Origin of the sequence: Oryzibacter oryziterrae, assembly GCF_021864535.1 — a bacterium.
GTDB lineage: Bacteria > Pseudomonadota > Alphaproteobacteria > Rhizobiales > Pleomorphomonadaceae > Pleomorphomonas > Pleomorphomonas oryziterrae.
The window spans coordinates 472,384-497,917 of the sequence record NZ_JAKJIC010000001.1; the positions used below are offsets into that span (position 1 = coordinate 472,384).

The following is a 25,534-nucleotide window of genomic DNA, read 5'->3' on the forward strand; positions in this document are numbered from 1 at the left end:
CTGCGAGGATCGAAGAGGGACGCAAGAAACGGGTGCCGAGGCCCGACCGGGTGAGCCTGATGTGCCCCCCTGATGGGCTATTTCAGCTCGAACAGCTTGCGGAAAATGCCCGGCGCCATGGCGGATAGAGGGTTGACCGTCAGTTGCGGGCTGTCGATGGAGCCGCCCAGATGGAAGGACACGCCGAGCAGGCCGGCGCGGCCGCTGGCGAAGATGGTCTGTCCAAGGATGGGGATGGCGCCGAGGACGCTGTCGAGCTGGCTGGCCGGCAGATAGCTGCCGCCGAGGCGCATGGTCTGGCGTCCGAAATCGACGTCGCCGTTCATGGTGAGGCCGGCCGTTTCCGCACGCACGTAGCCGTTGACGATGGAGAGCACGCCATGGCCGAAGCCGATCTGGAAGCTCAGGCGGCGGATGTCGGCTGTGGAGAGGCCTTCGGTCGGGCCCTCCTTCGAAGCCTGGGACAGGCGCGCAAGTGCCGGTTCTTCCACCACCTTCCATTTGCTGCCGTCGATGGTGGCGTTGAGGTTGCCATCGTCGTCCAGCATGCCGGTGACGGCCGCGCGGCCGCCGAAGACACGCGGGTAGATATCGAAGAAGCGCAGCATGCCGCCGATATTGCCGGTTTCGACGCGAATGCGGCGCTTGTCGTCGTTGGGCGTGATGGTGGCCGACGTGGCTGATCCGTCGTCAGTCTGGGCGGTGAGAGACAGGGCTGCGACCGTGCCGTCTTCCACATCGGCAGACAGATTGATGCCGCGGATTGTCTCACCATTGTAACCGAGCACCGCGTCGATTGTCGCGGAAATGTCAAAAGCCATGCCCTCGAAGCCTGTGGCGTCGGCCTTGGACTGGATCAGGTTGTGGACCATGCCCTGACCGTTGAAGCTGGCCCCCTTCAGGGTGACGGCGATGCGGTTGCCCTTGCGGCGGATCGACAGCGTGGCCTGATCGGTGCCGGAAATGTTGAAGCGGCTGAAGTCGGCCGCCTGCAGGCTGCCGTCCGAGGCCATGTGGATCTTGCCGTCGACCGCCGCACCGGCGGCACGCACCTTGAGATCGGTGATGTCGACGCCGTTGTCGGTGGTGGTCATCTTGAAGGAGATGGTGCCAGGCTTCTTGGCCGCCTTGGTGAAGCCGAGGGCGGGAATGTTGACGCGGGCCTTGGCAAGATCGACGGTGATCTGCCGCACGTCTGGATCCTCTGAGGACACCACGACGTCAACCGGGCCCTTGAGGGCGTCGCCGAAGGCAAAGCCCTGGGCGGCGCGGCCGGCATCGTCTAGGGTCAGCTTGACCGCGCTCTTGGATTGGCCTTCCGCGACGAAGGGGCTGGTGAGATCGATGCTGGCCTTGGCGTTGTCGACGAGGGCGGTGCCCTTGATGACGGCCCCCTGGTTGGTGAGGTCGACCGACAGATCGGCGTTGGTGATCGTGCGGCCATCAATGGGAAGGCCGGGGGCGAGATCCTTGATGTCCAGCTTGCCGCTGAAACGGACGGCGTCGGCCGGTATGTCCTTGAGCAGCGGCAGTTCGAGATGCAGGCTGGCGGCGACCTGCCCCTTGGCGTCTGCGGGATCGAGCGGCAGGTCACCGGTTCCCTTCATGGGGAGCATGGCAACCAATGCGGCGGCCGGGCCCGCCGCGCCATCGAGCTTGAAGTCCATGACGCCGAGGGCGGGTTTGGCGGCGACGTCGGGCACTTCGAAGGTGAAGCCGCCAACGTTGATGCGCCTGCCGTTCCCGAGATCGCCCCAGCCGCTGTCGATGGTGACAGTGAAGCGCTTGCCATCCAGGCTGGCGTGGCCGGTGGCGTCGCGCACCAGCGGGCCACCCTCGAAGGATTTGACGACGCCTCCCTCAAAGTCGAAGGCCAGTTTGGTGGCGAGCGGATCGCCCGCGGTCGCTGGTGTGCTGGTGATGTCGACGGAGGCGTTGGTCAGGACGCCATCGAAGAGATTGTCCTCGATCCAGGAGCGGACCTCTTCGTTGACATTCTGCGGCCAGAGCGTCTTGAGGCTGCGAACCGGAAGGCGCGGAACGGCGCCGGACAGCACGAAGATGGGATGCTGGGTGGCATGCGACAGGCGGGCGGCAGCGGTGAGCGAGGTGCCCTCCCCGTCGAAGTTCAGGCTGTCGAGCACCAGAAGCGACTGGCCGGGGTCATAGGAGCCGACCACGTGGCCGCTGGTCTGCCGGCCCGAGGAGATCAGGTCGGTGCCCTGCAGCGACAGATCGAAAGTCCAGGGAGCCTTGTCGGCCTTGGGCGGCGAGAGGCGCCCCAGTGCCATCACATGGCCGACGTCGAGCTTGATCGGAGACGGATTGAGCTCGATGGCGCCGTCGTCCCAGCTGAAATCGAGATTGACCGGCGAGGGCAGCAGGGCCGCGTCGCTTCCCTCGCCCGACAGCCAGATGGGGCCGGCGCGCAGCTTGCCGCCGCCGGACTTGAGGTCTCCGCCCCGGGTGAGCGAGAGGTTGGCGTCGAAGCCGATGCCGCCCGAGAACGAGCTGTCCGGACGCCCGGCAATCAGGGCGATGTCGGCAAGATCGAAGCCGTTGCTGCGGGCCGTCACCCCGAAGATGTCCTTGCCCTCTTCGGGAAAGGTGACGGCGGTTTCAAGCGAGATGGGACCGTTCAGTCCCAGCGTCGTGGCTTGCAGGCCGACGCCGTCGCGGCCCTGGGCCTGGGCGGTGATCGAGACGTTGGAGACGATGTCGCGCTGGGTTCGGCCAGGGACCTCGTCGCGAATGGTCAGCGCGCCGATCTCGAAATAGCTGAAATCGGCCCGACGTACCGCGCCTTCCAGTCCGTTCAGCACCTGTTCGGCGGTGGGCAGGAGGATCTGCGGGCCGGTGGCGGTGATGAACAGCCGATCGATGGTGATGTGATCGACGCGCGGCGTGCCGCCCAGCAGCGTCGACCAGGCGGTGCCGATCTCGATCTCGTTGACCGAGACGATCACGTCGTTGGGGCGTTCGAGGCGGACGTCGCGGACATAGAGTTCAGGCTTCAGATCCTCGGTCAGGCCGAAGCCGATGACACCCACGTCCACATTGGGGACGGTGGGCAGGCGTTGGGCCAGCTGGTCGCGCACGAAGCCGGCGCCGATCTCGGTGAACAGCGGGCCATGCGACAGGCGCCAGACGAGGCCGCCACAGGCAAGACCGAGCGCCAGCAGCACCAGACACGCAAGCCGAACCAACCGGCGCCGCCAGCGGCCGGGGCGGAGAGCGGCAGATTCGGGATGGTCAGGCGCTGGTGCGGTGTGTTCTGTCATGAATCGGGTTCAAACTGCCCGTCCCATATGCCCGCAATCGGCAGCGTTTTCCAGCACCGCCCGCGAGAATCCCCGCCGTTGCCGGCAAATCAACGGCATTGGCCGGCTGGAAGTCCGACTTTGTGCGCACCCTGCCCCCACAAGACGCCGCGCCCCGTTGACATCACGGGCGCGCATGCTAAGAGCACCGACACCGGGCGCAAAGCCCGATCCGCCCCGCCCTGACCGCCGCGGGACGCTTGTGGAAGGGTGGCCGAGCGGTTTAAGGCACCGGTCTTGAAAACCGGCGATGTGCAAGCATCCGTGGGTTCGAATCCCACCCCTTCCGCCAAATCAAAAAAGCGCGTTCATAAAAATCATTAAAATCAATAAGTTAAATTTTAGCGCGACCATTTTGTTAGATGATTTGTTATGTGATTTGGTCGGCAGGAAAAGCGGTTTATGAGTGTGTGTATCGCGCGGCTGCTAGCGCCGCGTATCTCCCCAGCAATCTGATGGACCTTCTTGATCGGAGTGCCGGCCTTTGTCCGATTCTCGCGGAGACATGCTCGCACTCCCCAGACGGTAGCGATGGTTGCAGACGGGCCCCATGAGGTCAGCAAAACGCCCCAAGTTGGTAGCTTCAAGCTTGCAGCCGTTCTCTCAAAAGTAGCCGTTCCAGCAAAACAATCATTCGCCCCTGATGGGGCGGAAGGCGCACGGTCGAGGTGTCGCGTTTGGCCGATGACCACTCAAGATAAGGCGGGAGTTCACCCGTGGACGTTCTGGGAGTTGTTGGCAACGGACTATCTGAGAAGCAATATGCGTCTGAAGACCGATTCCACAGCCAAACAGTTAATGAGTATCTGTATCGGGCAAACCTGACCCGACCCCAGAGCAGGCTTCCTAGTAGCTGTTTGCCTGCCAGTCGCGCTGCATCGATCGTCTAGCGAGAATCAACTCGAAAAAGGTTTTACGGTGACCAATGGCCGACGACGGTACTTCTGAAATCAGGCCCCATCTTGAGCAGATTCGGTCTTCACTCTTGGCGCTCAAGCCCTCGGGGCCGGCTGGCTTTGAGGGCATACTGCGGCTTGCTCTGACCAAACTTACTGGCATCCCATTTCGACTGGCCGCGAGTGGGCTTCAAGGCGGGATGGATGGTGATGCCGCCTTGCCCAGAGATGCCGTCTGCTTTGAGGCCAAGCGCTATTCAGAAAGCCCGAAGCGTGAAACGGTTCTCACCAAGATCGCTGACTTAGCGCGTTCAAGAGGTGATGCAGATCGGCTGTGGGTATTAGGTGCAACGGTGGAAGTTAATGCGCAGCTTTCATCGGAGGTTACCCAGGACGGAGATCGCAACGCGATTTCTACCTTCGTGCTAGACTGGGTCTCTTCGCCTTTGCCACAGTTAGCCATCGCAATCGTTTCTGCGGGTGACGAAGCTATAAATTTTCTGGTCGATAACTTCGATCCTGCAACTGGCCAAGAAATTTTAACTCGGGAAGCTCTTGTCGACGCTTTCAGCTCTGTTTCAGAACACCCGGATTTCGAAGTGACCTGCGAAAAGGTCAAGGAGAGCCTGAACGTCTCGAAGTTGGCATTCGCAAAGGCCATTGAGCAGAACTTAAAATGGAGAAATGAGGTCTTTTGCTCGGCAAGGAAGGCGAGGATCACCTTAGGGCAAGCCATTGCTGTCTTGGAGGATCGGCAATTGCCGGGACTGCGACAAGAACTCCGTCAGAAAATCTCCGATAAGCTGAAGGTGTGCCAAGAACTCACCTTGCTCGGCGATGAAGGCCATGGCAAGTCCTGGCTCGCTGCGCAGATGTGCTCCAGCACACCGGGTATGGGCGTGTTCCTGAGCTCCGAGAATTTTGAGGGAGTATCGGCCGACAACCTCGAAGAATTCCTGATCAACATGCTCATCAAGCAGTCAGGTGACATCTCGGATACTGCGCTCAGGCTCCGATGGAGCCATCGTCTTAAGGCATGGCAAGCTTCACCTCCTTTGGCGCAACTGCTGGTCATCGTCGATGGCATTAATCAGCGACAGAGCTTGCCTTGGGGGCGTATCCTCAACGCGCTTCATTGCAAACTGCAAGAAATCGGGGCGCGCCTGGTTGTTACTGTGCGGCCGCAATTTTGGCACAGGACAGTTCTTCCAGGTTTGGACTTCAATCCGTCAGAAGTTCAGGTTCCGGAATGGTCCCCACAGGAGAGAGACGCTCTGCTCACCCACCACGGTATAGTTCAGGATTGGCTTGACGACGCCACCCGCAAAACCCTTTGCAATCCTAGGCTTCTCGGTGTCGCGATACAGACACTGCCGCGCCGCGAGCCAAATGCATGGAAAGGGCTGACGACGGATCGGATTTTGATGGAGCACCTTCGATCCTCGCAGCGAGAGAACTTCGAAGCTGAGCCGTTCGCTGAGCTGACTAGGCGACTTAGCCAACATGCCGTCGAGGTGGTGGAACGGGTAACGGCTTCAAGAAAAGCACTTCCCCAGCACTTTCAGGCGGACGCAAATGCTGTGATCGAAACGCGATTCTTTCGTTCGATTGAAGGCCCCGGCGATCTATATGAGCTTCGGAACGAGGGTCTCACACTTGCTCTCGGGTTTGCTTTGGTGGATCAGCTTTGGCGAGCCAATATAGAAGGACACAGCCTATCTGAACGGGTGGTTCAACTCATTGAACCTATCAATGCCATCGACCGGACGGCGGATGTTGTTTTCGCAGCTTTGCTCGTCTGCGCGCTCGATGATACATTCCGCTTTCACAGGGATATTTTTGCGGCTTCGCTTGATGCATTCGCTAACCTTCAGAACATCCCCGACCAACGTTTTGAAGAGTTTGTTGAGATTGTGAAGCACCAGCCTACGGCCTTTCTTGAGGTCGTGGAAAGGCTCCTCCTTGAACGAGGACAGCGGATCAATCACGACTGGTTCTATCACGCGACGTTCGAGGTCGCGTCCAGTGAAGTGGGAAGATCGGCTGCAGAAAGCGCAATCCGCCGTTGGCTACATTGTTACAATAAGTCTCCAGAGACCCAGACCAGCCGCTATCACCCTCGTCAAGAGGCCGAGTATGAGAAGAGCCTGAAAGAAAAACGGGACCACATTGAACAGACTTTGGCCAGCTTCTCTCCCTTTGAAAAACAACTTCTGAGCCGAATGATAGAAGTTGCGGGGGAGCCGGACAGGTTGATCACACTAGCACTTGAGTTGTTGGCGAGTCGGTCGCTTGCCGCATTTTCCGATTGCTTTGTTGCTATGGGAATGGCATTCGCCCTCGATTCCGGGCTGTATTCTTGCCGAAAGGCGTTTCAACAATTAACTACTTTCAACAGAGTCGAGCGGTCCGCAGCCCGCCACGCGTTCCACAAGGCGCTGGAACCGCTTCGATCCAGGGAAACCTCGCGAGGCGGCCAGTGGACCGTTGTCCGTATGCTCTATGCGACGGGGAATGAAGCGGATGCGGCTGAAGCACAAGACATATCGCTCCCTTTGAAAAGGGAGTGGGCTTTGTTCGAGGCACCGGACCCGAAGAGATGGCGCCAAGTCAAAGCCGCTGATCCTCTTGCTCAACTTCCATCAGATTTTGAGATAGAGATCGACCATTTCAAAGCACTCAACCCAGCAAAAATGCTGGACACCCTTTGGTCTGGCGGAGAATATAATGATTACGAAGAGTTCCTTCCTATGGCCTGTAGGTTCGCCCCTGCCGAAGCCTACGCTAAGGCGCGTAGCATCATGGCGGGACTACTTGAACGGGAGGGTTTCCCGCTTAGACAGTTGATTTTGAATAGCGAGGACCGTATTCCGCTGGTTCAGTGGGACTTGGCGCGGGCTTTTGTTAAGCGGATCGTTGAGACTGATGTCATTGAAACAATCCCCGAGCAGGACCGGCAAGTTTGCCGGTGGCTTGCGTATTATACTGTAGCGGCTCGGCTTTCAGCGGAGGAGCAACTCAGGTGCATGAAGGGTGACGCCTTCGGGGACACCTACACCTTGTCTGTCATTCCAGCCATGAAGGATCAGCCGACGGAGAACATAACTGACGCGCTGAATGAGGTCCTGGCTAGGAATGATGAGAAAGCCGCATTCCGGATATTGTCGACTGCACTGTATGGTGGCACCGAAATATCTCCTTCTCTCGAAGAGCAAATTCTTGAGTGTTCTATCCACCAAAGCGCGATGCTACGCGCAATGGCTTTTCAACACGCCGTTGTGAACAATCTGCGTGTTGTCAGAGACGAGCATGTTAAGAGCTTGTGGACTTCAGAGCGCGCCGAGAACGGCCCCTACGAAAGCTGGTATGGCTCCGCATTGTTGATCGAGGCCTGCGCTTATGGCGAGTTATCCATTGATGAACTATTGAAGCGCATTGACCATGAGACGTGGTTCGCAGCTGCCGCTCGGCTGGGTGGGAAATTTACCATACCGATGGCAAGTTGCTTTGCTCATCGACTAAGGGGGGGCGTGGCAAAGGCAGGAGGGATTCCAGTTCCTCAAGCAGATCTGACTTTCTCAATGACAGATTTTGCGCCGTATCCTTTCCTTTCCGTAGATGAGACAGAGAGAGATACAGAGCGGTTCCCTAAGCAGAAGAGCCTATCTGACGTTCTCGGCGGCGAGGACAAGTTCGAGGAAACGCGCGATCGTTTGCATCAGGTAGCGAAGTTGTTTCTCGACAGCCTTAAAGAATCCGATGCGCGGTTGCTCCTGCAACGTATCACCATTGAAGACCTTCAACATCTTGTTCTGACTGTTCCTTCGATACTGCCGGATTTGGTCGCAATCATCGAGCGGGCCGACAAATCACAAATGGTTTGGCTGAAAAATTTGGCCTTCGCCATAGCAAAGCTCATATCGACAGACGAGCCGGACAAAGCCGCTTCGATCCTGCGGCGAGCTCTGGCCTCGCCGGGTTTTGTTACGCAGGCCTTGGGAGACGATCTGACGCTAGAGCACGCGGCTATTTGGGGGGCTGCGCGCTCTGAACCCATAGTGAGCCTCTGGCGAGAACGTCTTTTCGGCGCTGCCAACGATGCGATCCTGGCGAGAGAGGTGTTGGCCGCCGAACGCTTCGGCGCCGCTGGATATATACGTGATTTGGTCTTCGATCTGACCGCAAGCGTGGACAGCTTGGACCATGCATACGCCGCCACAATTGCCAGCTTCTCATCTCAAAGCAACGAAATGGTGGAGGCAATCCAGCGGCACGTGAAAAACGTCAGCTTATCTGGCGAAGCAGCAAAAGCCGCAATGTCATCTCATCAGGCCGCTCAATGGGCTGAAAAATGGATTGTTGACATGTGGGACGCCCGAGCGCCCGAGGAATTCTGGAGGTGCTTGATCATCGCCAAGACCTGCATGGACGCCCGGGTGTCAACCAAACCAAGACCCAACACTCTTTGGGCGCAGTATGCACCCGTGTTCCACTATGTGCGGAAAGCCGCCTTGAAAGAACGGACTAAGGAGCGAGAAAAAAAGTTGCTCGGAATGGACGCGCCTGACGCAATTTTCATCACCTTGCCAGTGTAGCTTGAAGACTGAATTCATCTGGCTGCGTTGCAGAAACAATTGGTGAATGACTGTAGCCAGTAGGCCGGGACTTGTGTTCAACCGCGCTTGGTTCAGAGAACCGGCTCGGGCCGGAAGCGGCCATGTGACTCTCTCTCGTAAATGTCTGCTATGCTATGGGTAGTCTCAGGAGCCTACCTTCCGCTCCCAGCCCCAAGGCTGCCGCTTCGCCCCATTTTCGGTCGAAGAGGACGGTTTCATGTCTACCTTAGCAGACATCGTATCGGCAACGGCGTCACGTCGCCCAACCTGCTCTGGAAGGATGCGCTTCCGCCAATACACCCTATTTATTGGGGGACATTGTCGTGAATGGTGACCTGAGGCGCAATCACTCTGTTGCATCCCTGCGCTGTATAGTTACATTTCATCGACCATTTGGGAACAAGGCAGCACCAATTGTGTACCATTACTTGACTGGCTAGGTGCTCCTGACAGCCGGATGCGATATCGAGGAAACCACTCTATGAGCGGGCGTGGAACTGCTGCCGGCGTTGTATTTCAAGCGGAAGTGGGCGCCTATACTGCCGCCTTCATCCTTGGGGAAAGGCCAACTTCCCGGCTGAGCACGGGGCTACCGGGCAACCCCATTAAAGTTAATTTCGAAACACCGACTGCGGTCGACGACGTTGTGGTTCGGACGGACGTCGGAGAAATATATGTGCAAGCAAAACGCAACATTTCGTTGTCGGCGAAAGCAGATAGCGATTTGGCTTCGGTTGCAGATCAATTCGTACGCCAGTTCCGTGCCGGGGTGCTTGATAGCGGAGTTCGTCGTGGTCTCGATGTTGCGCGCGACCGGCTCCTCCTCGTTGTCGAAGAAGACACCAGCGATACTATCATTATTCACCTCAAGGAAGTACTCGATCGGCAAAGAACATTAGCTGCGACGGCGCTTCCCGAAAGTCTAAAATCTGCGCTTTCAACGTTCTCGGCACATGTCGACCGCGCATGGCTGGCTTCTGCTGGCACGCCGATCACAGATGCGGAGAGAACCGCCATTCTTCGCGTATGTGCCGTTGCATCGATAACTGACGCGTCACGACAACTCTCTGAGGAAGCGCTGCGTGATGCTGTCGAAAGGCCCGGCAGTGAAACAGCCGCGATGGATATTCTCGTCACGTGGGCAGCAAATGCATCCGCGAACGGAACAGGGGGCGACGCTGCCGCTATCAGACTTGCCTTATCGGCGAAAATTTCGTTGGCCTCGCCGCCGAGCTACCGTGCCGATGTGACCAAGCTCCTTGCCTACAGCGCGGCGACAATGAGCCGGCTCGAACGGTTTGCCTCGCTCCGAACGCCGGAGGGCATTGTCACTATCCCAAGGCCCATTACTGCCGCCGTTGCATCGGCCGCAGCCACTTCCAGTCTTGCGATCACTGGCGAACCCGGCGCCGGCAAATCAGCCGTGATTTACGAGACAGCGAAGCAGCTCCCCGCAGGATCGGCGATAGTTCTCGCTGTTGAGGCGAGCGCAACGTCATTCGACGCATTGCGCGGGGAGATCGGCCTTCAGCACCCCCTCGTTGAGGTGCTCGCAACCCTGCCGGGAGCGAGGCCTGGCTACCTATTTCTCGACGCGCTCGATGCAGTGCGCGGCGGAGCGGCAGAGGCCACCTATCGAAAGCTCGTCGAGGCGGTTTCGGCAATGCCTGGATGGCGAGTAGTCGCTTCAGTGCGCACCTTTGACTTGCGCCTTGGCAGAGAGTGGCAACGGGTGTTCCGCGGGAACCCACCCGATGCGAACTGCGCGCACGCAGGATTTCCAACGGTACGGCATGTGCATGTCGGCGTACTTAGCGCCACCGAGATTGCGCACGTCACTGGTTTTTCGCCTTCCATCGCAACTGCAATTGCGGCGGGCGGATCGAAACTGGCCACGCTTGCGACGAATCCGTTTAACCTCGCCTTGCTGGGCGACCTCCTTACTGGTGGGGTAACTGCCGCAGCACTTTCGAGCGTCGGGACACGTGGTGAGCTTCTCGCACGCTACTGGGACGAGCGAATCACAGAGCTTGGCATTGCTGCCACAGTGACGCTCGGTAGCTTGGTCGACTTGATGGTGCATGCCCGTTCCGTCGACATTCCCGTTACCAAAGTGCCGGTTCTGGCAGCCACGACTGTCGATTACCTGCAACATGCAGGTGTTTTGACCGAAGAACTGTCCCTCCGCATAGCTTTCCGGCACCATGTCTTGTTCGACTACGCAGTCGCAAGGCTCTTGTTGATGCCCGACAGGAATGTCGCCCGTTCGTTTTTCGGTCGTGCATCGGGCGCGGGGCTCCTGATCTCTCCGGCAGTCGGCTATTGGGTCGAGGGTCTCAAAGCGGCAATCTCTGCGGATGAGTTTTGGAGGTTTGCTGTCTCACTGATCGGCGATGGCGCTATCGACCCAATTATCAAGGTCGAGTTCGCTCGGCTTGTCGTCGAGTCCGTCAAAGATGGCGACAGCTTAGGTTCTCTTCTAAAGGCTTTGCCAGCCGACGACACGACCGGTGGGCGTCCCTTCCAGCATCTCGTCGGATCATTGCTGACCAAGGCTCATCACGGCCAACCGATTGTTGTGGGGCCATGGGCGGAGCTGCTTGGTTGGATGGTGTCGCCGGGCGACTCTCAGATTGGCGGTATGGCCGCTCTCATAGGTAAGCTCATTGACGCTAGTCCTGATTCCACGTCCCTCGCCGCGCTCGGCAAAGCAAGCCGTGTCGTCTTCGACTGGATGTCTCAAACCGACGACCGCATTAGCTGGCTAGCGCCACGCGTGATTACCTTCGTCGCGCAGACATTCGGCACTGATCCAGCGGCATCCGGTTCTCGTCTTCGTCAGGTTCTTGAAGGCGATCGTTTCACCCGCGTGGGATACAAAGAAGTTCCTTGGCTATCGCGCGCGACACTACACATAGCCCCCCACGACGAAGACCTGGTTGTTTCTCTGTTCTCGCGCGTCTTCCGGGGGGGCGACTTTAGCCGCGACCAAGTCACATCAATCGGCAGCAGTTGGATCCTCCCAATGAGTTCAAATGCCGCCCAAGACTTCGGGATGGCGACACACTCTTTGTGTCAAGACTTTCCTGCGCTCTTGCGCTACCATCCACGGTTGGCGTTCCGAGCCCTTGCGGTATCTTTTGCCGGAGAACGTGACAAGGACCATGCGCCAAGCGATCCTAGCCGCCTCAGGTTGATGCCACTGAACGGCGTTAATTACGGCTTTGAGGAGGACTGGAGCTACATCTGGGCAGGGGATATCGATACCGATACTTACCACGATATAGCAAAACTCTACCAAGCCACAACGACCTGGTTCGCTTCTGCCAATGAGCCGTCGCTATGCAGCGACATTCCGGCACTTCTCCTGAGCGAGACTTCGATATCACTCGTCTGGCGCACGCTGTTTGATCTGGGGACGATCAAGCCACGAGAGTTGGGCCTGAAGATCTGGCGTACAGCTGCAAGCCCGCTATTGCTTGAGAGCCTGGATACAAGGCAAGCTGCGATCAATCTTCTAGCCGTAGTTTATCCTCTTCTTTCGGAACAAGACCGCGAGCAGACCGAGGTCGGTTGGCTCACTATGGATTTATCTGAAACCGCCGATCCCGAGGATTTGAAACGTACAGTCCTTGCCACACTGTTTCAGGCAATCGGCTTTGACAACCTTACTACTAGTGCTACACACGATTTTTTAGCGGCGTCTCTCTCAACAGGTCAAACTTTCGAAAACTCGAAGCCTACGACGTTCCATATCAGAGAGGTCGAGCGGAAGCACACTTCCGGTGTTGCCCCCGATGATCCGGGAAGGCTTCTCGTCGATACCCTTAAGGCGGCACGCACAGCACTTGCCAATACTGCCAGCGATGAAAACTGGACCAACCTCACAACAGCAACGGAAGCCTTGCTTAGGAGAAATATTGCCTTCGGGCAGTTCGAGCCGTCGATCGATGACGAGGCAAGCGCGACGCTCGCCGACGCCCTAGGACTTGCAATCGCAAATGGTGAACTGGCCGAAGATCTGAAAGAACCTGCGCTAGCGACTCTGATTGCATTGGCCTCACACCCGAACCCTGAGCCGCATGACGACACTGAGGAAAACTTTGAGAACGTTCCTTCCTGGGGCAGTCCAGCGCCACGTGTCGAGGTCGCTGAGGCTATATCGAGGCTTGTGAGCAAACCTGAGTTCTGGCAGCAAGTCCGCCCCACATACGAGAAGCTTCTGGTCGATCCGCATCCTGCAGTGCGCATGCAAGCAGCCACGAGACTTTCCGCCGTTTCCTTCGCCAGCGTGGACGATATGTGGGAAATCATGGACGCCTTCTTCCCGCGAGAAACCAACTCGACGGTGCTCCGGTTTGCGATTGCCAAAGCGGGCTGGCTCGACCGGGACTACGCGGCGCGGCTCGAGCCAATCGTCCTCGCACTCGACAAGCGAATCACTAGAAAGCAGAGTGACGATCCCGTCACAGCGCTCATCACGCAATTCAGGCTGCGTTTGCACTTTGAGGCATCCACAAAGACGATTTCCGATTGGATCGTGGGCTTCGAGGCACATGAAGACCAGATACGCCACATGCTCTTCGAGCTTCGGGGAGAGATTATCGAGGGTATCGGTGACCTGTCAAAGCCTCAAGGCGTACGAGCCCGAACCAAGGACCTGCTACTTGAGATTATTGATTCCGTGGAGCCTGCAGTACTCTCCTGGCCGCAGTCAGATCGCGAACCGACGCCCAAAGAGATCTCGGCGTTGAGGGTATTTAACGAAATTGCCAGTCAGATTTTCTATGCGGCAGGCCACGACCAACTCACAGCGGAGCTGAAAGGCTTCAGCGCGCAGACCAAATTCCTTGACGAATATTCCGAGATCATCGGCAAGCTGATGACCCTAGGAACACCGAATTCCGTCCATGAGTTGCTGGATTTGCTTCAGAAGCTCGCGCCGGTCGATCCTGCGCGGTGTTTCGACCTCATAGCCGAAGCCATGCTGCGTACGACGGGAGTGGCCCGCTACGAGCACGAGAGTATGGGGGCCAAGCTACTTGTCGATCTCGTCGGGCTTTATCTGGCGGACTATCGGTTCGTTTTTGACGACGAAGCCCGACGTAGCAAGCTGATTGACTGCGTGGCGGTGTTTGTCGAGGCGGGCTGGCCGGAAGCCCGCCGACTGTTCCAGAGTCTGCCGGAGCTTCTTCAGTGATCACCACTGGCCAACGCCGTGTGTCAGCCTTGTGACGTCGGCCTTCTCCGCTTTGTGTCCGTCTTCGACCTTATGAGTAAGAGAGGTCAACTCCTTCCTGTTCCTAGCAGTGTCGATCTGCAACGCCCGGCCTGAGGCAAACTCTATTTTAAATTGTGTATATCTGGCTTCCAGCTGGTCGTATTGCTTGCGCAACCGCCAGATCGAAGGACAACCAAAATTTCGATCGATAGAATGATATCTGCGCAGCCGCATGCTTTCATGTTGACATGTGCGCAGTTTAAGGTTGTCGACCTTTGTTCCGTCTTGCACTGTCAGATTTTGTCTGTGTGTTACCTGCAACAGCTATGTGAAAAGACATATGAAATCAATGTTCTAAACAGTAATTTGGCACGAGCGTTGCAGCAAATTGAGCTTATCGGGCACTTTGTAAAAGGCTTTGCGCAGGGGTACTCTACCAGCCCTGCCTCGCTGGAGGCCGATCTCGAACAGTGGACGCTACGGTAGGACATAGCGCTTGCGCAGGCGAGGAAAAATGCCCTGTCAAAGATCCATCCTACATATAATTTTGGTTGTATCAGTCGGGCGCGACTTCGGAGTTCCTTCGATAGGTCCAAGAAGGTGACAAAATGACACCCTGGCAGGCAGCAAAATATGGCGTGATGAGTGACAAAATGACACCCCCGGGGGTGTCATCTGATGACACCCCTATAATGAACCCTTAAAGGAACCTATTACCCCTAAATCCCCTAAGGGGACGAAAGAAACGCGACATGTGAGATGTTACTGATCTGAGGCGGTGTTTCTCTTCTGTCAGCTATCATAGATTGAGGACAAAAGGCCGGCAGCAAAAGCTCGATAGTCGATCGTTAGCTCTGAGCCCCACAGGCGAGCGTTGATTGGCAACGATTGTGTGACCCGCGAGGCAACAGCGCGGAAGGCACTGGCGACCGCAATGGCTGGAGGCGGCCCAGTGGAAAGCCGGAAATCGCCCCTTGACGGAAGGTTTGAACATTGACATGTTGTCGGCGGGACGAATTACGTCATGAAGCCGGGCTCTTGTGAGTCCGGCTTTTGCATTTCTGGGGGTATCGATGACGACGGAACCGATGATGCTTGGCACTGCGATCAGTTTGGATGCGGGACCACGTTCGCCGGCTGGTTTTGTGAAACGTGGGGTGATTGCGTGGTTGCGCGAGGTCTGCTGCCCCGCTCAAGCGACCGGCTAAGGTGAAGCTCGGCGCTGGACGCGATCTGCGCGGAAAGCCCGCGAGATCAAACAACCCGCTCCCACGATGAGTAGCCGTTTGATGGAGTTTTCAAAATCGAGGGGAAGGCCCCTGCCCTTTCGATCCACAAATCGCTCCGGCCAATCGCGCGCTGCGATGCTGGGCAGCAAGCTGATGGAGGGGGTAAGGGGGGGTGAAAAGTTTAACCGAAATGGGGATCTACCGGTTGGGTAGGCCTCTTTTTTTGGGCGCAAAATTCTCAAGATTTTTTTTGTTTTTGGGCCAAATGACAACACGAAGGCATCCGTCGGGAATGTCGAGGGCAAATGCGGTAGCAAGCTCAAAATGGTTGCCCTTATTGCCGGTTCATTTCCAGTTGCTCCATGTGCGGGGAGGCGAAATGCCGCGAATGGCGCTGTGCAATTCTGCCGTTCGATGGTTCCGTGACTACTCCGCGTGAACGTTCGGCTCGACGTGGAACTGGCCGCATTCTGCCGTTGTCCCAAGCTCCTGAACGATTGGGTTGAAGCGCATACTGTCGGGAATCGTGACGACCAGTCGCGAGCAACCGAAATGGGTCGTCTTGGTCGTCGAGAGGTGGGACGTAAACTCTTTTGCCCCAAGGACGGGAGGCTGCATTGGTTCGGTGGTTCATTGACCTTGACGGGTGCCTAGTGAGCGGGTCTCTGTCGCAGTTCATGGCCCGGCCTCGCGCGCAAAACTGGAGAGATAGTCTTACTTGTCGCCGTCCTGATGCTGTATCCAAGCGGGAAAGCGCCGCAAAGCATCCTACCGAAAGGTAGCGTCGGCTGTCCGAGCTGAACGGTAAAATCAATCGCAAACAAGCCGGATAGCAAAAGGCGCCGGTCAGCCCAAACAAGGATGATCTCATGACCACCCATCATCTTGGCCTCTTGGAAAAAGAGCCCGGAACGCTGTGGGGAGTTTTCTTCCCCCATCTTCCTGGTTGCGTAGCAGCTGGCGAAACCTCTGACGAGGCGATCGCCAACGCAGTTGAAGTCTTGCGGGATTATCTGGAAGGCAACGAACCCACGGATCCGCCAGCCGCCGATGCTCTTATGCAGAACGAAGACGTTCGCGCAGCCTTGGCGCGCGGAGCTGCCTTTGTCCGTGTGCCGCATCTGGTCAATGAAGGCGTGCCGGTCCGCGTGAATATCAATATCGACCGGGGTGCCCTTGCCGCGATCGACAACGCGGCCAAGGCTCACGGCATGAGCCGGAGCGCGTTCTTGGCAAGCGCTGCCCTCGACAAGATCCGCACGAGCCTATGAACCGAGGAGGGAGGTGAGGTCAGTGTCGAACCAGCCCACCGCACTAGACGGCTGCAGGCGGTCTGAGTGCGATCTTCTCCAGCCATTCGAGCTTCAGGGCGAGGCTTGGCCCAACGCCATACTTCGGGCGATAATGCTTGTGGCCCATGAAAACCGCGATGATCTTGTCAGGCGCATTGATGGCGGTGAGCCGGTCCTCGAATGAGTGGCGCAGCGAGTAAACCGACTGGCCATCGACAGGGCGCAATCCGTTCTCCGCAAGCCACTTGTTGACCACTCCGGACAGGGACGCCGACTTTTCGCGGTAGCGAGGAAAGCCCGCCGGCTGCGCTTTCATGGCTGCGAGCGCAACCCCAACCAGAGGGATTTCGCGCCCGCTATGTGGTGTCTTCATCCGCCGTCCCTCAGCGGAAACGATGATGTGGGGGATCTTGGCATCAAGGCGGATCGTCTCTTCCGTAAGGTTTGTCGCCTCAGACAGCCGCAGACCTGTTTCGGCGATCAGATAGACGATCCGTCGGGCTTCTTCGTTAAGCCCGTCCAGCGCCCCGTCTGCGAGCAAACGCGACTGGATGAAGTCGACATCGAAGGCAACCCTCTGCCCACCCTGTCCTCCGGAAAATGAGAGCTTTGTGAAAACGGGATCAAGACCGAGGCGGTGCGCTTCGTCGACCGCGGAAATCATTGTCTGGATGTGGCCAAAGTCCTTGTTGGCCGTCAGCGCCTGGACGCCCTCATTGACGACGCGGTCAGACCACCAAGTGCGAAAGTCTATCGCGTCCGACCGCGTGATGCGGTCAATAGACTTGTCACCTATGACGCCGATCAGGTTTGCCACGGCTCGCTTTTTCGGGTTGCCCCACTTCCTGACCTGATCTTCAGACATATCCGTCATGGTTGCCGCCTGCAGCTTCTCATAGGCACCGAACAACTCGGACAGCTTGAAGCCAGGCTTTGATATGCCGCCGAGCAGTGCCGCCGTCGTGCCTGTGTCCGGGCTTCCGTTGCTGCCCCCAGCGTTGACCATCGCGACCACGCGAGCGACGATTTCCTCAAGCGGCCGTCCCGCCAACTCGTGAGCCGGAGTGTAGTCAAAGCCCAACTGACGGGACCGCCGACGCGCCGCGTCATAGCGCGTTCGGGCCTCATCCGCCTCGCCGTCCTTGAGAGCGGACCAATAGGCCATAACGTCGGCATCTATTGAGCGAGCGGCGGAAAGCGCGTGGATGCCGCGCGGGTCGTCAACAATCTTGACTTTCGTGCTCTGGAAGATGATCCCACGCCGATCTAAGTCAGCGTATTCTTTCGGGACCCGGCGCACATAGTGCCAATACCCCCCGCGCTTTGTGATCAGCTCTGCCACGTCGTTGCCATGTTAGATGATTTGTTAGACGTTTTTAGACACCCCTTCGGGGAGTTGGTCAAGGGATGTCTTAGTTTTTGGCTAAAAACCGCCATTTTATGAAGTTGTGATGGCTACCACCCCTTCCGCCAAATCCAACAGACAACTGCCTTACCCTAGCCGCTGCGTATGAGCCCGTGCCTGCTCTGGGCCGAGCTTGGGACGTTACAGCGCGGATCCCCAAGCGGGCGCAACGACGCATTTTGCCTATTTATACCAGTATAAAAATTGTAATTTATTTTACCTTGATATAAACCCTGTTTCAGGGCGCGGTGAAGCGCCGGGGGGTGGGTGTGCCGGTCTGGCAAATTGCGGTGCGCGGTGCCGCGTGTCCAAAACAAGGTTGGAGATCCATCTTGAAGCTTTCCAAGATCAACGCCGTCGAGCTGGCCTGGGACAGCTTTGGTCGGGAAGAGGATCCGGCGATCCTGCTGATTGCAGGGCTTGGCACGCAGATGATCCGTTGGGCGGAGCCGTTCTGCGGGTATCTCGCGGGTCTCGGCTATCGAGTCATCCGTTTTGACAACCGCGATGCCGGGGCTTCCACGCATTTCGGCGCCGCACCGCCGCTGGATCTTGGACAGCTGGTTTCGGACCTCTCGGCTGGCCGGCGGCCTCAGCTGCCCTATTCCCTTGCCGATATGGCTGATGATGCCATCGGTCTGCTCGACGCGCTCGATATCCGGCAGGCCCATGTCGTCGGGCGATCCATGGGCGGGATGATTGCGCAGATCCTGGCGAGCGAGCACGCCGAGCGTGTTCTGTCGCTCACTTCGATCATGTCGAGCACGGGCAACCCCGACTTGCCCCAGGCAACGCCAGAGGTCATGGCGATGATGATGCGCCCCGCACCCGATCCGGCGACGGATCCTGACGGCTTTCTGGCGGTGCGTCTTGCCTTCGCCAGGTGCATTGCCGGCAGCGGCTTTCCCTTCGATGTGGCGTTGCACCGAGACCTGTTGCTGGAGGAGGCGCGCCGTGGACACGACCCGAGCGGTGTCGTCAGGCAGATCGGTGCCATGGTGACTGCCGGCGATCGGCGCAATCGTCTGGCGGCGATCCTGGCGCCAACCCTGGTCATCCATGGGACGGACGACCCGCTGATCCCGCCGGCTTGCGGTGAGGACACGGCGCGCTCAATCCCGGGCTCGACCTATCTGCCGATCGAGGGCATGGGGCACGACATTCCGGAGGGCGCGTATCGAACCGTAGCTGACGGCATCGACGCCAACGCGCGGCGCGCCGCCATAAACGTCGCTTGAAGCGGAAGCCCGCCCTGTCCGGAGGCATCCGGCTCAGGGCAGGCTTAATGAGCGGGGTTGAGGTCTCCCCTCACCCCACCACCGTCAGCTTCGGTTCCACCACGCCGCCGTGGTGATACATGGGCCACTTCATGTAGCGGTAGACGGCTTCCTTGACGATTTCGGCGTGAGTGCCGCGGACCATGGCGACGTGGTGTTCGAAGCCGTTCTGCGTAACGAAACGCATGAGTTCGCGCAAGCCGGGCACGCGGGTGACGGCGATGCCGCCGTCCATCGGGAAGGGATGGTCGGTGAACTCGCCTTCGCCGAGATAGCACTTGACGGTGCCGGCGCGGTCGTCGGTGGAGAGGCGGAAATAGGTCATCGGGCCGGCCTTCACCTTGCCCTTGACGGCACCGAAGCACTTCTCGCGACCGATGGTGGCGCCCAGCACGTCGAGTTCGCCGATGTTGGGCGTATCGCCGATGAAGCTCTTGGGATAGTTGCCGCAGTGGGTGCAGACGCAGAGGTCGGGCTCAAGGCCGTAGTTGTTGTTCCAGTCGAGGATGGCCGACGGTGCGCCGGAGGCGAGCGCCAGGGCATACATGGAGAGCGAGCCCATGACGTCCACTTCGCAGGCGGAGGGCATCAGTTCCTCGCCCATCATGGACATGGTGAGGCAGGTGGCGCAGCCGAAGTTGTCCTGCAGCGAGCGCCAGCACTGGATGGCCGAGGCGTCGCAGCCGTTTTCCTCGATCCAGCGGTTGACCGCCAGCGTCCACTTGGCCTGGCGCAGGATCTGCTCGGGCTTGATGTGGCTGTCAATGCGACCGTAGGCGTTGATGCGCTGGAGCTTTTCGCGCAGCGCCGGGTCGTTGTCGGGGATCGCGCCGGCGGCGCCCATCATTTCAGACAGGTCGACGGTGACGACGGTGATGCCGGAGGCCTGCAGCAGCTTCTCCGAGAAACGCATGGTTTGGAAGGCGCCGGTGCGGGCACCGATGGCGCCGATGCGGGCATTGCGGAGGCCGCGCACCGTGCGACAAATGCGCGCGAAACGGTCGAGGTCGGCCTTGAACTCGGCGCTGCCGGTGTCGCAGGTGTGCGTCGTCGTCTCGGTGAAGGGCACGCCATATTGCCAGAAATTGTTGGTCACCGAGAGCTTGCCGCAGAAGGCGTCGCGGCGCTCGGCCACCGAAACCTTGGTCGGGTCGTCGTTGGAGGCCTGCAGCAGGATCGGCACATTGAGGCCGGCGCGGCGGACGAGTTCGGCGATGGCGATCTCGTCGCCGAAGTTGGGCAGGCAGATCACCAGGCCGTCGATGTCGTCGCGCTTGGCCTTGAAGAGATCGGCGTAAAGCTGGGCGTCGGCGACCGATTGCACGGCGCCGTTGACGGTGGCCTCGAAGGGCAAGGTCACCACGGCGACGCCCAAGTCCTTGAGATGGGCCAGGGTTTCCTCGCGGGCCTGCCGACACGGGGCGCCGCTGAAGAAGGCGCGGCTGCCGATCACCAGGCCGAGCGTGATCTGCTTGCGAATGATGGATGTCATGGTCTTGTCTCCATTCGGCCTCCTCCCTCGAATGGAGACCGTATATGTTTTCGTTTGTTTTCGTTTACTGCTGTTTCAAGCCCTGTGCAATTGGATCCTGTGTGTCCAGGCACCCTGATAATTTTGACAGTATCGCCGATGTAGCGATCAGCGTGCCGCAAAACTGCGCAGGATTTGGCTCCTCACGCGAATTCTTGCCTGATCCGTGTCGCGCTGTAAACATCTGTGAAATAGGATATTGACATCAAACGAAAGCAAACGATAGCAATAGAGGCATGGTGGCGAGCCTGAGGAGAGGCTTCCGCCGTAGCCGCAGTCATTGCCTGGGGTGAGGATCCCGGGCGGGATGGAAGATTTCTACTGCACTTTCAGCACTTTGAGGACTTCCTGCGCTGTTGCGTCGAAGAGGGCGCACGGGCAGGTACTTGGGAGGTAACAATGAAGCTCAATCGTCGTTTGCTCGTGTCCGTGTTTGCGCTGGGTCTTTCCGGCGTGCTGCCGACCTACGCCTTCTCGGCCGACAAGATTGCCATCATCACGCCGAGCCCGGACAATCCATTCTTCAAGGCCGAAGCCGATGGCGCCGCCGCCAAGGCCAAGGAACTCGGCTATGAGACCATCATGATGGTCCATGACGACGACGCCAACAAGCAGAGCGATCTGTTCGACTCGGCGATCGCCGCCGGCGTCAAGGCCATCATTCTCGATAATGCCGGTGCCGACGCTTCGGTGGCCGCCGTGCAGAAGGCCAAGGACAAGGGCATCCCCTCGTTCCTGATCGACCGCGAGATCACCCAGACCGGCGTGGCCGTGTCGCAGATCGTTTCGAACAACTACCAGGGCGCTCAGCTGGGCGGCGAAGAGTTCGTCAAGCTGATGGGCGAAAAGGGCACGTTCGCCGAGCTCGTGGGCAAGGAATCCGACACCAATGCCGGCATCCGCTCCAAGGGCTATCATGACGTCATCGACCAGTATCCGGACCTGAAGATGGTCGCCCGTCAGACCGCCAACTGGTCGCAGACGGAAGCCTACACGGTTATGGAGTCCATGCTGCAGGCCAATCCGGACATCAAGGGCGTGATCTCCGGCAATGACACCATGGCCATGGGTGCCCGCGCGGCGCTGGAAGCGGCCGGCCGCGGCGACGTGGTCGTCGTCGGCTTCGACGGTTCGAACGACGTGCGCGACTCGATCCTCAAGGGCGGCATCAAGGCCACCGTGCTGCAGCCCGCCTATGCGGAAGCCCAGCTGGCTGTGGAGCAGGCCGACAAGTTCCTGAAGACCGGCTCCACCGGCGTCGAAGAGAAGCAGCTCAAGGATTGCGTGCTGATCAACGCCGATAACGCCTCCAAGCTCGAGACCTTCGCCATCAAGGAATAAGGTCTCAAGACATAGCCTCCGGCGCCCTCCCCTTCGGCGCCGGAGCGCCTTTCCCATTGATCGGACGGTTTGCCAGAACGCACCCGCTGTCCCGGCGCGGGCCTCGCGTGCTTCCTCCGTCCGCGACAGGTGACCGGTTCTGCAGGTTGCGGAAAACCATGGCCATGAAGATTGTGATGGCGGCAGCCCTGGCGCTGACCGCAGGGCTCGCCGGCTGCAAGTTCGTCAAGACCGACGGCGCCGATGCGACCAGGCCGATTGCGGCGGACGAGAGCGGCGACGACGCCCGCATTGCGGCGTTGATCGGCAAGACCTATGAGGCGGAACTGATCCCGCTGGTGACGTCCAAGGCCGTCGATTTTGCGACGCTGAAGACAGCGATCACTGCCGGTCTCGATGCCGCCGGCAAGCAATATGGCCATCGCGGCGCCGGTGATGGCGGCCCGTGGTCCTTCGCCATCAAGGGCAGCGGCAAGGCCGTCGCGGCTGATCGCCAGTCGCGCGCGGCGCATGTGGATCTCGACATGGACGGCGACGGCAAGGCCGATGTGGTGATCCAGCTCGGTCCGGTGGTCAAGGGCTCGGCGCTGCGCGATCTCGCCCCGTTCTACGATTTCTCCGATTTCCGCGATCAGATCGAGTTCGCCAAGCTCGGTCGCGCGCTCAACGATACGGCCGTCAAGGGCCTCAAGGTTCCCGATGGCGATCTCGTCGGCAAGACGGTGACCTTCCTGGGCGCCGCCTCCGTGAGCTCGGCATCCACGGCACCGGCCATCGTTCCCACCACGATCGAGATCGCGCCATGAGTGAGGCTCATCCTGTCAGCCTGACGATCCGCAACGGCGTGAAGATGTATCCCGGCACGCAGGCGCTGAAGGGTGTCGATTTCGACCTGCACATGGGCGCCGTCAACGTGCTCGTCGGGGAAAACGGTGCCGGTAAGTCGACGATGATGAAGATCATTGCCGGGGTCGAGGCGCTGACGTCGGGCACGATCACGCTGGACGGCAAAGAGGTCGTCTTCGCCGACAAGGCCGACGCGGTGGCGCGTGGCATCGGCATCGTGTTCCAGGAACTCAACCTGTTCCCGAACCTGACGGTGGCTGAGAACATCTTCATGGCGCGCGAGAAGACCGTGCGCGGCTTCCATATCGACCGCGAAGCCCAGTCGCAGGCGGCGCGGGCGCTGATGCAGCGGCTCGAACAGGACATCGATCCGGAGACGCCGCTCGGCAACCTGCGCATCGGCCAGCAGCAGATCGTCGAGATCGCCAAGGCGCTGGCACAGGACGCGCGCATCCTGATCCTCGACGAGCCGACCTCGGCGCTGTCGGCGTCGGAAGTGGACGTGCTGTTCCGCATCATCGAGGATCTGAAGCGGCACGGGGTGGGCATCGTCTACATCTCGCACCGGCTGGAAGAGCTGATCCGCATCGGTGACTACATCACCGTGCTGCGCGACGGCACCATCACCGGATCGCGGCCGATGGAGGGCGTGGACATCCCCTGGATCGTCCGCAACATGATCGGCAGCGCGTCCAAGGACTTTCCGCGCACCGAGGCGCATCCCTTCGGCGACGAGGTGTTCCGGGCGGAGAAGATCTGCCTGCCGCGGCTCGGCGGCGGCTATACGGTCGACCATGTGTCGCTGGAAGTGCGGGCCGGCGAGATCGTCGGGCTCTATGGCTTGATGGGCGCGGGGCGCACCGAATTCCTCGAATGCGTCATGGCCCAGCATCCGCAGTCAACAGGGCATTTCTTCATCGAGGGAAAGCCGCTCAAGACACATTCGGTGGCCGGGCGCATCGATCGCGGGCTGGCGCTGATCCCCGAGGACCGCAAGCGCGACGGCCTGGTGCAGATCATGTCGATCCGCGAAAACATCACCCTGTCCTCGCTCTACAAGCTGGCGAAGGGCTTCCATCTGTCGATCGCGGCGGAAGCCAAGGCGGCGGCGGAGTTCGTCAAGCAGCTGACCATCAAGATCGCCAGCCAGGAGCATCCCGTCTCCTCGCTGTCGGGCGGCAATCAGCAGAAGGTGGTGATCGGCAAGGCGCTGATGACCCGCCCGAAGATCCTGCTGATGGACGAACCCTCGCGCGGCATCGACATCGGTGCCAAGGCGGAGGTGTTCCGCACCATGCGCCGCCTGGCCGCCGAGGGTCTCGGCATCCTGTTTGTCACCTCCGACCTCGAGGAAGTGCTGGCGCTGTCCGACCGCATCCTCGTCATGGCCAACGGCCGGATCACCGGCACCTTCCCGTCAGGGGCCAACCCGGCCGATGTGATCTCGGCGACCGTCCCCGACCGCTCATCCAGGATTGTTCAATGATGTCCACGCCCGCCGGAAACGACTTTTCGACGACCTCAGCGATCCTGCTGCTGCTGAAGCTGCGCACCTTCGTGGCGCTGATCCTGGTGTTCGCCTTCTTCGCCTTCGCCGCACCGAATTTCCTGTCGGCGGCCAATGTGGTGATCGTGTCGAAACACGTGGCGCTCAACGCCTTCCTCGCCATCGGCATGACCTTCGTGATCATCGCCGGCGGCATCGACCTGTCGGTGGGGTCCATCGTCGGCCTCTGCGCCATGAGCGCGGGCTGGCTGGTGCTCTACGGTCTCGACACCGGTTTTGGCTGGCGGATCGAGTTCAACACGCTGGAAATCTGCCTGCTGGTGGTGCTGGTGGGTACGTTCATCGGCGCGGTCAACGGCATTCTCATCACCAAACTCAACGTCGCGCCCTTCATTGCGACGCTGGGCACGCTCTATATCGCCCGCGGCGCGGCGCTGCTGTCGTCCAATGGCAGCACCTTCCCCAATCTGAACGGCAATCCGGAATATGGTTCGGACACCTTCAAGCTGATCGGTGCCGGCAACTTCGTGGGCATTCCCATCTCGATCTGGCTGCTGGTGGTGATCGCGCTGATCGCGGCCTATCTTGCTACCCGTACGCCGCTCGGCCGGCATATCTATGCCGTCGGTGGCAATGAGCGCGGCGCGGCGCTGTCGGGTGTCAACGTCGATCGGGTGAAGATGTTCGTCTACATGTTCTCCGGCTTCTGCGCGGCGCTGGTGGGACTGATCATCTCCTCGCAGCTGCAGGCGAGCCATCCGGCGACGGGCGAGACCTTCGAGCTCAATGCCATTGCGGCGGCGGTGCTGGGCGGAACCTCCATGTCGGGCGGACGCGGGCGGATCGGCGGCACCATCATCGGCGCCTTCGTCATCGGCATCCTCAACGACGGCATGGTGATGATGGGCGTGTCCGCTTTCTGGCAGACCGTGATCAAGGGCCTCGTAATCATCTCCGCGGTGGTCATTGATCAGGTACAGCAAAAGCTACAATCTCGCGTCATTCTGCAACAACGCGTAATGTCCGAATAAAAGCGCATTTCCTGTTGCCCAA

The 25,534-nt window shown here is 59.3% G+C and carries 11 protein-coding genes and 1 tRNA gene; 9 read left to right on the plus strand and 3 right to left on the minus strand.

Features of this window, described 5'->3' with window-relative positions:
- Window positions 1-77: 77 nt before the first annotated feature.
- Window positions 78-3,281, minus strand: coding sequence for a DUF3971 domain-containing protein (locus tag L2I41_RS02185; protein WP_237151856.1), 3,204 nt, complete (start codon window positions 3,279-3,281; stop codon window positions 78-80).
- Window positions 3,282-3,524: 243 nt separating this feature from the next.
- Here L2I41_RS02185 and L2I41_RS02190 point away from each other — a divergent pair.
- The 4 genes from L2I41_RS02190 (at window position 3,525) to L2I41_RS02205 (ending at window position 16,553) form a co-directional block, all read left to right on the plus strand.
- Window positions 3,525-3,612 (plus strand) — tRNA-Ser (locus L2I41_RS02190).
- Window positions 3,613-4,416: 804 nt separating this feature from the next.
- On the plus strand, window positions 4,417-8,811 hold the full coding sequence (locus L2I41_RS02195; protein ID WP_237151857.1) for a hypothetical protein: 4,395 nt from the start codon (window positions 4,417-4,419) through the stop codon (window positions 8,809-8,811).
- A gap of 502 nt (window positions 8,812-9,313) precedes the next feature.
- Window positions 9,314-14,032, plus strand: a complete 4,719-nt coding sequence (locus tag L2I41_RS02200; protein WP_237151858.1) for an NACHT domain-containing protein — start codon at window positions 9,314-9,316, stop codon at window positions 14,030-14,032.
- 2,119 nt (window positions 14,033-16,151) lie between these two features.
- Window positions 16,152-16,553: a type II toxin-antitoxin system HicB family antitoxin gene (locus L2I41_RS02205; RefSeq protein ID WP_237151859.1), complete on the plus strand. Its 402-nt coding sequence runs from the start codon at window positions 16,152-16,154 to the stop codon at window positions 16,551-16,553.
- A 43-nt stretch (window positions 16,554-16,596) separates the two neighbouring features.
- Here the strand turns inward: L2I41_RS02205 and L2I41_RS02210 are convergent, their stop codons facing one another.
- On the minus strand, window positions 16,597-17,916 hold the full coding sequence (locus tag L2I41_RS02210) for a tyrosine-type recombinase/integrase (RefSeq protein ID WP_237151860.1): 1,320 nt from the start codon (window positions 17,914-17,916) through the stop codon (window positions 16,597-16,599).
- Between the two features lie 395 nt (window positions 17,917-18,311).
- Between L2I41_RS02210 and L2I41_RS02215 the strand changes: the two genes are divergently transcribed.
- Complete coding sequence (locus L2I41_RS02215) at window positions 18,312-19,217, plus strand: alpha/beta fold hydrolase (protein WP_237151861.1); 906 nt, start codon at window positions 18,312-18,314, stop codon at window positions 19,215-19,217.
- 70 nt (window positions 19,218-19,287) lie between these two features.
- Here L2I41_RS02215 and L2I41_RS02220 read toward each other — a convergent pair whose 3' ends face one another.
- Window positions 19,288-20,748, minus strand: a complete 1,461-nt coding sequence (locus L2I41_RS02220) for an L-fucose/L-arabinose isomerase family protein (protein ID WP_237151862.1) — start codon at window positions 20,746-20,748, stop codon at window positions 19,288-19,290.
- Window positions 20,749-21,186: 438 nt separating this feature from the next.
- Between L2I41_RS02220 and L2I41_RS02225 the strand changes: the two genes are divergently transcribed.
- The 4 genes from L2I41_RS02225 to L2I41_RS02240 all read left to right on the plus strand — a co-directional run bounded on the left by L2I41_RS02225 (window position 21,187) and on the right by L2I41_RS02240 (window position 25,512).
- The gene (locus L2I41_RS02225; protein ID WP_237151863.1) at window positions 21,187-22,128 is read left to right on the plus strand and encodes a D-ribose ABC transporter substrate-binding protein; all 942 of its coding nucleotides are present in this window, start codon (window positions 21,187-21,189) and stop codon (window positions 22,126-22,128) included.
- A gap of 158 nt (window positions 22,129-22,286) precedes the next feature.
- Complete coding sequence (locus L2I41_RS02230; protein WP_237151864.1) at window positions 22,287-22,934, plus strand: DUF2291 family protein; 648 nt, start codon at window positions 22,287-22,289, stop codon at window positions 22,932-22,934.
- Window positions 22,931-24,460, plus strand: a complete 1,530-nt coding sequence (locus L2I41_RS02235) for a sugar ABC transporter ATP-binding protein (RefSeq protein ID WP_237151865.1) — start codon at window positions 22,931-22,933, stop codon at window positions 24,458-24,460. Before L2I41_RS02230 ends, L2I41_RS02235 begins: the two co-directional genes overlap by 4 nt.
- Entirely contained in the window at window positions 24,457-25,512 is a 1,056-nt protein-coding gene (locus L2I41_RS02240; RefSeq protein WP_237151866.1) for an ABC transporter permease, read from the plus strand. The genes L2I41_RS02235 and L2I41_RS02240 overlap by 4 nt, the downstream gene beginning before the upstream one ends.
- The last annotated feature ends 22 nt before the right edge of the window (window positions 25,513-25,534 follow it).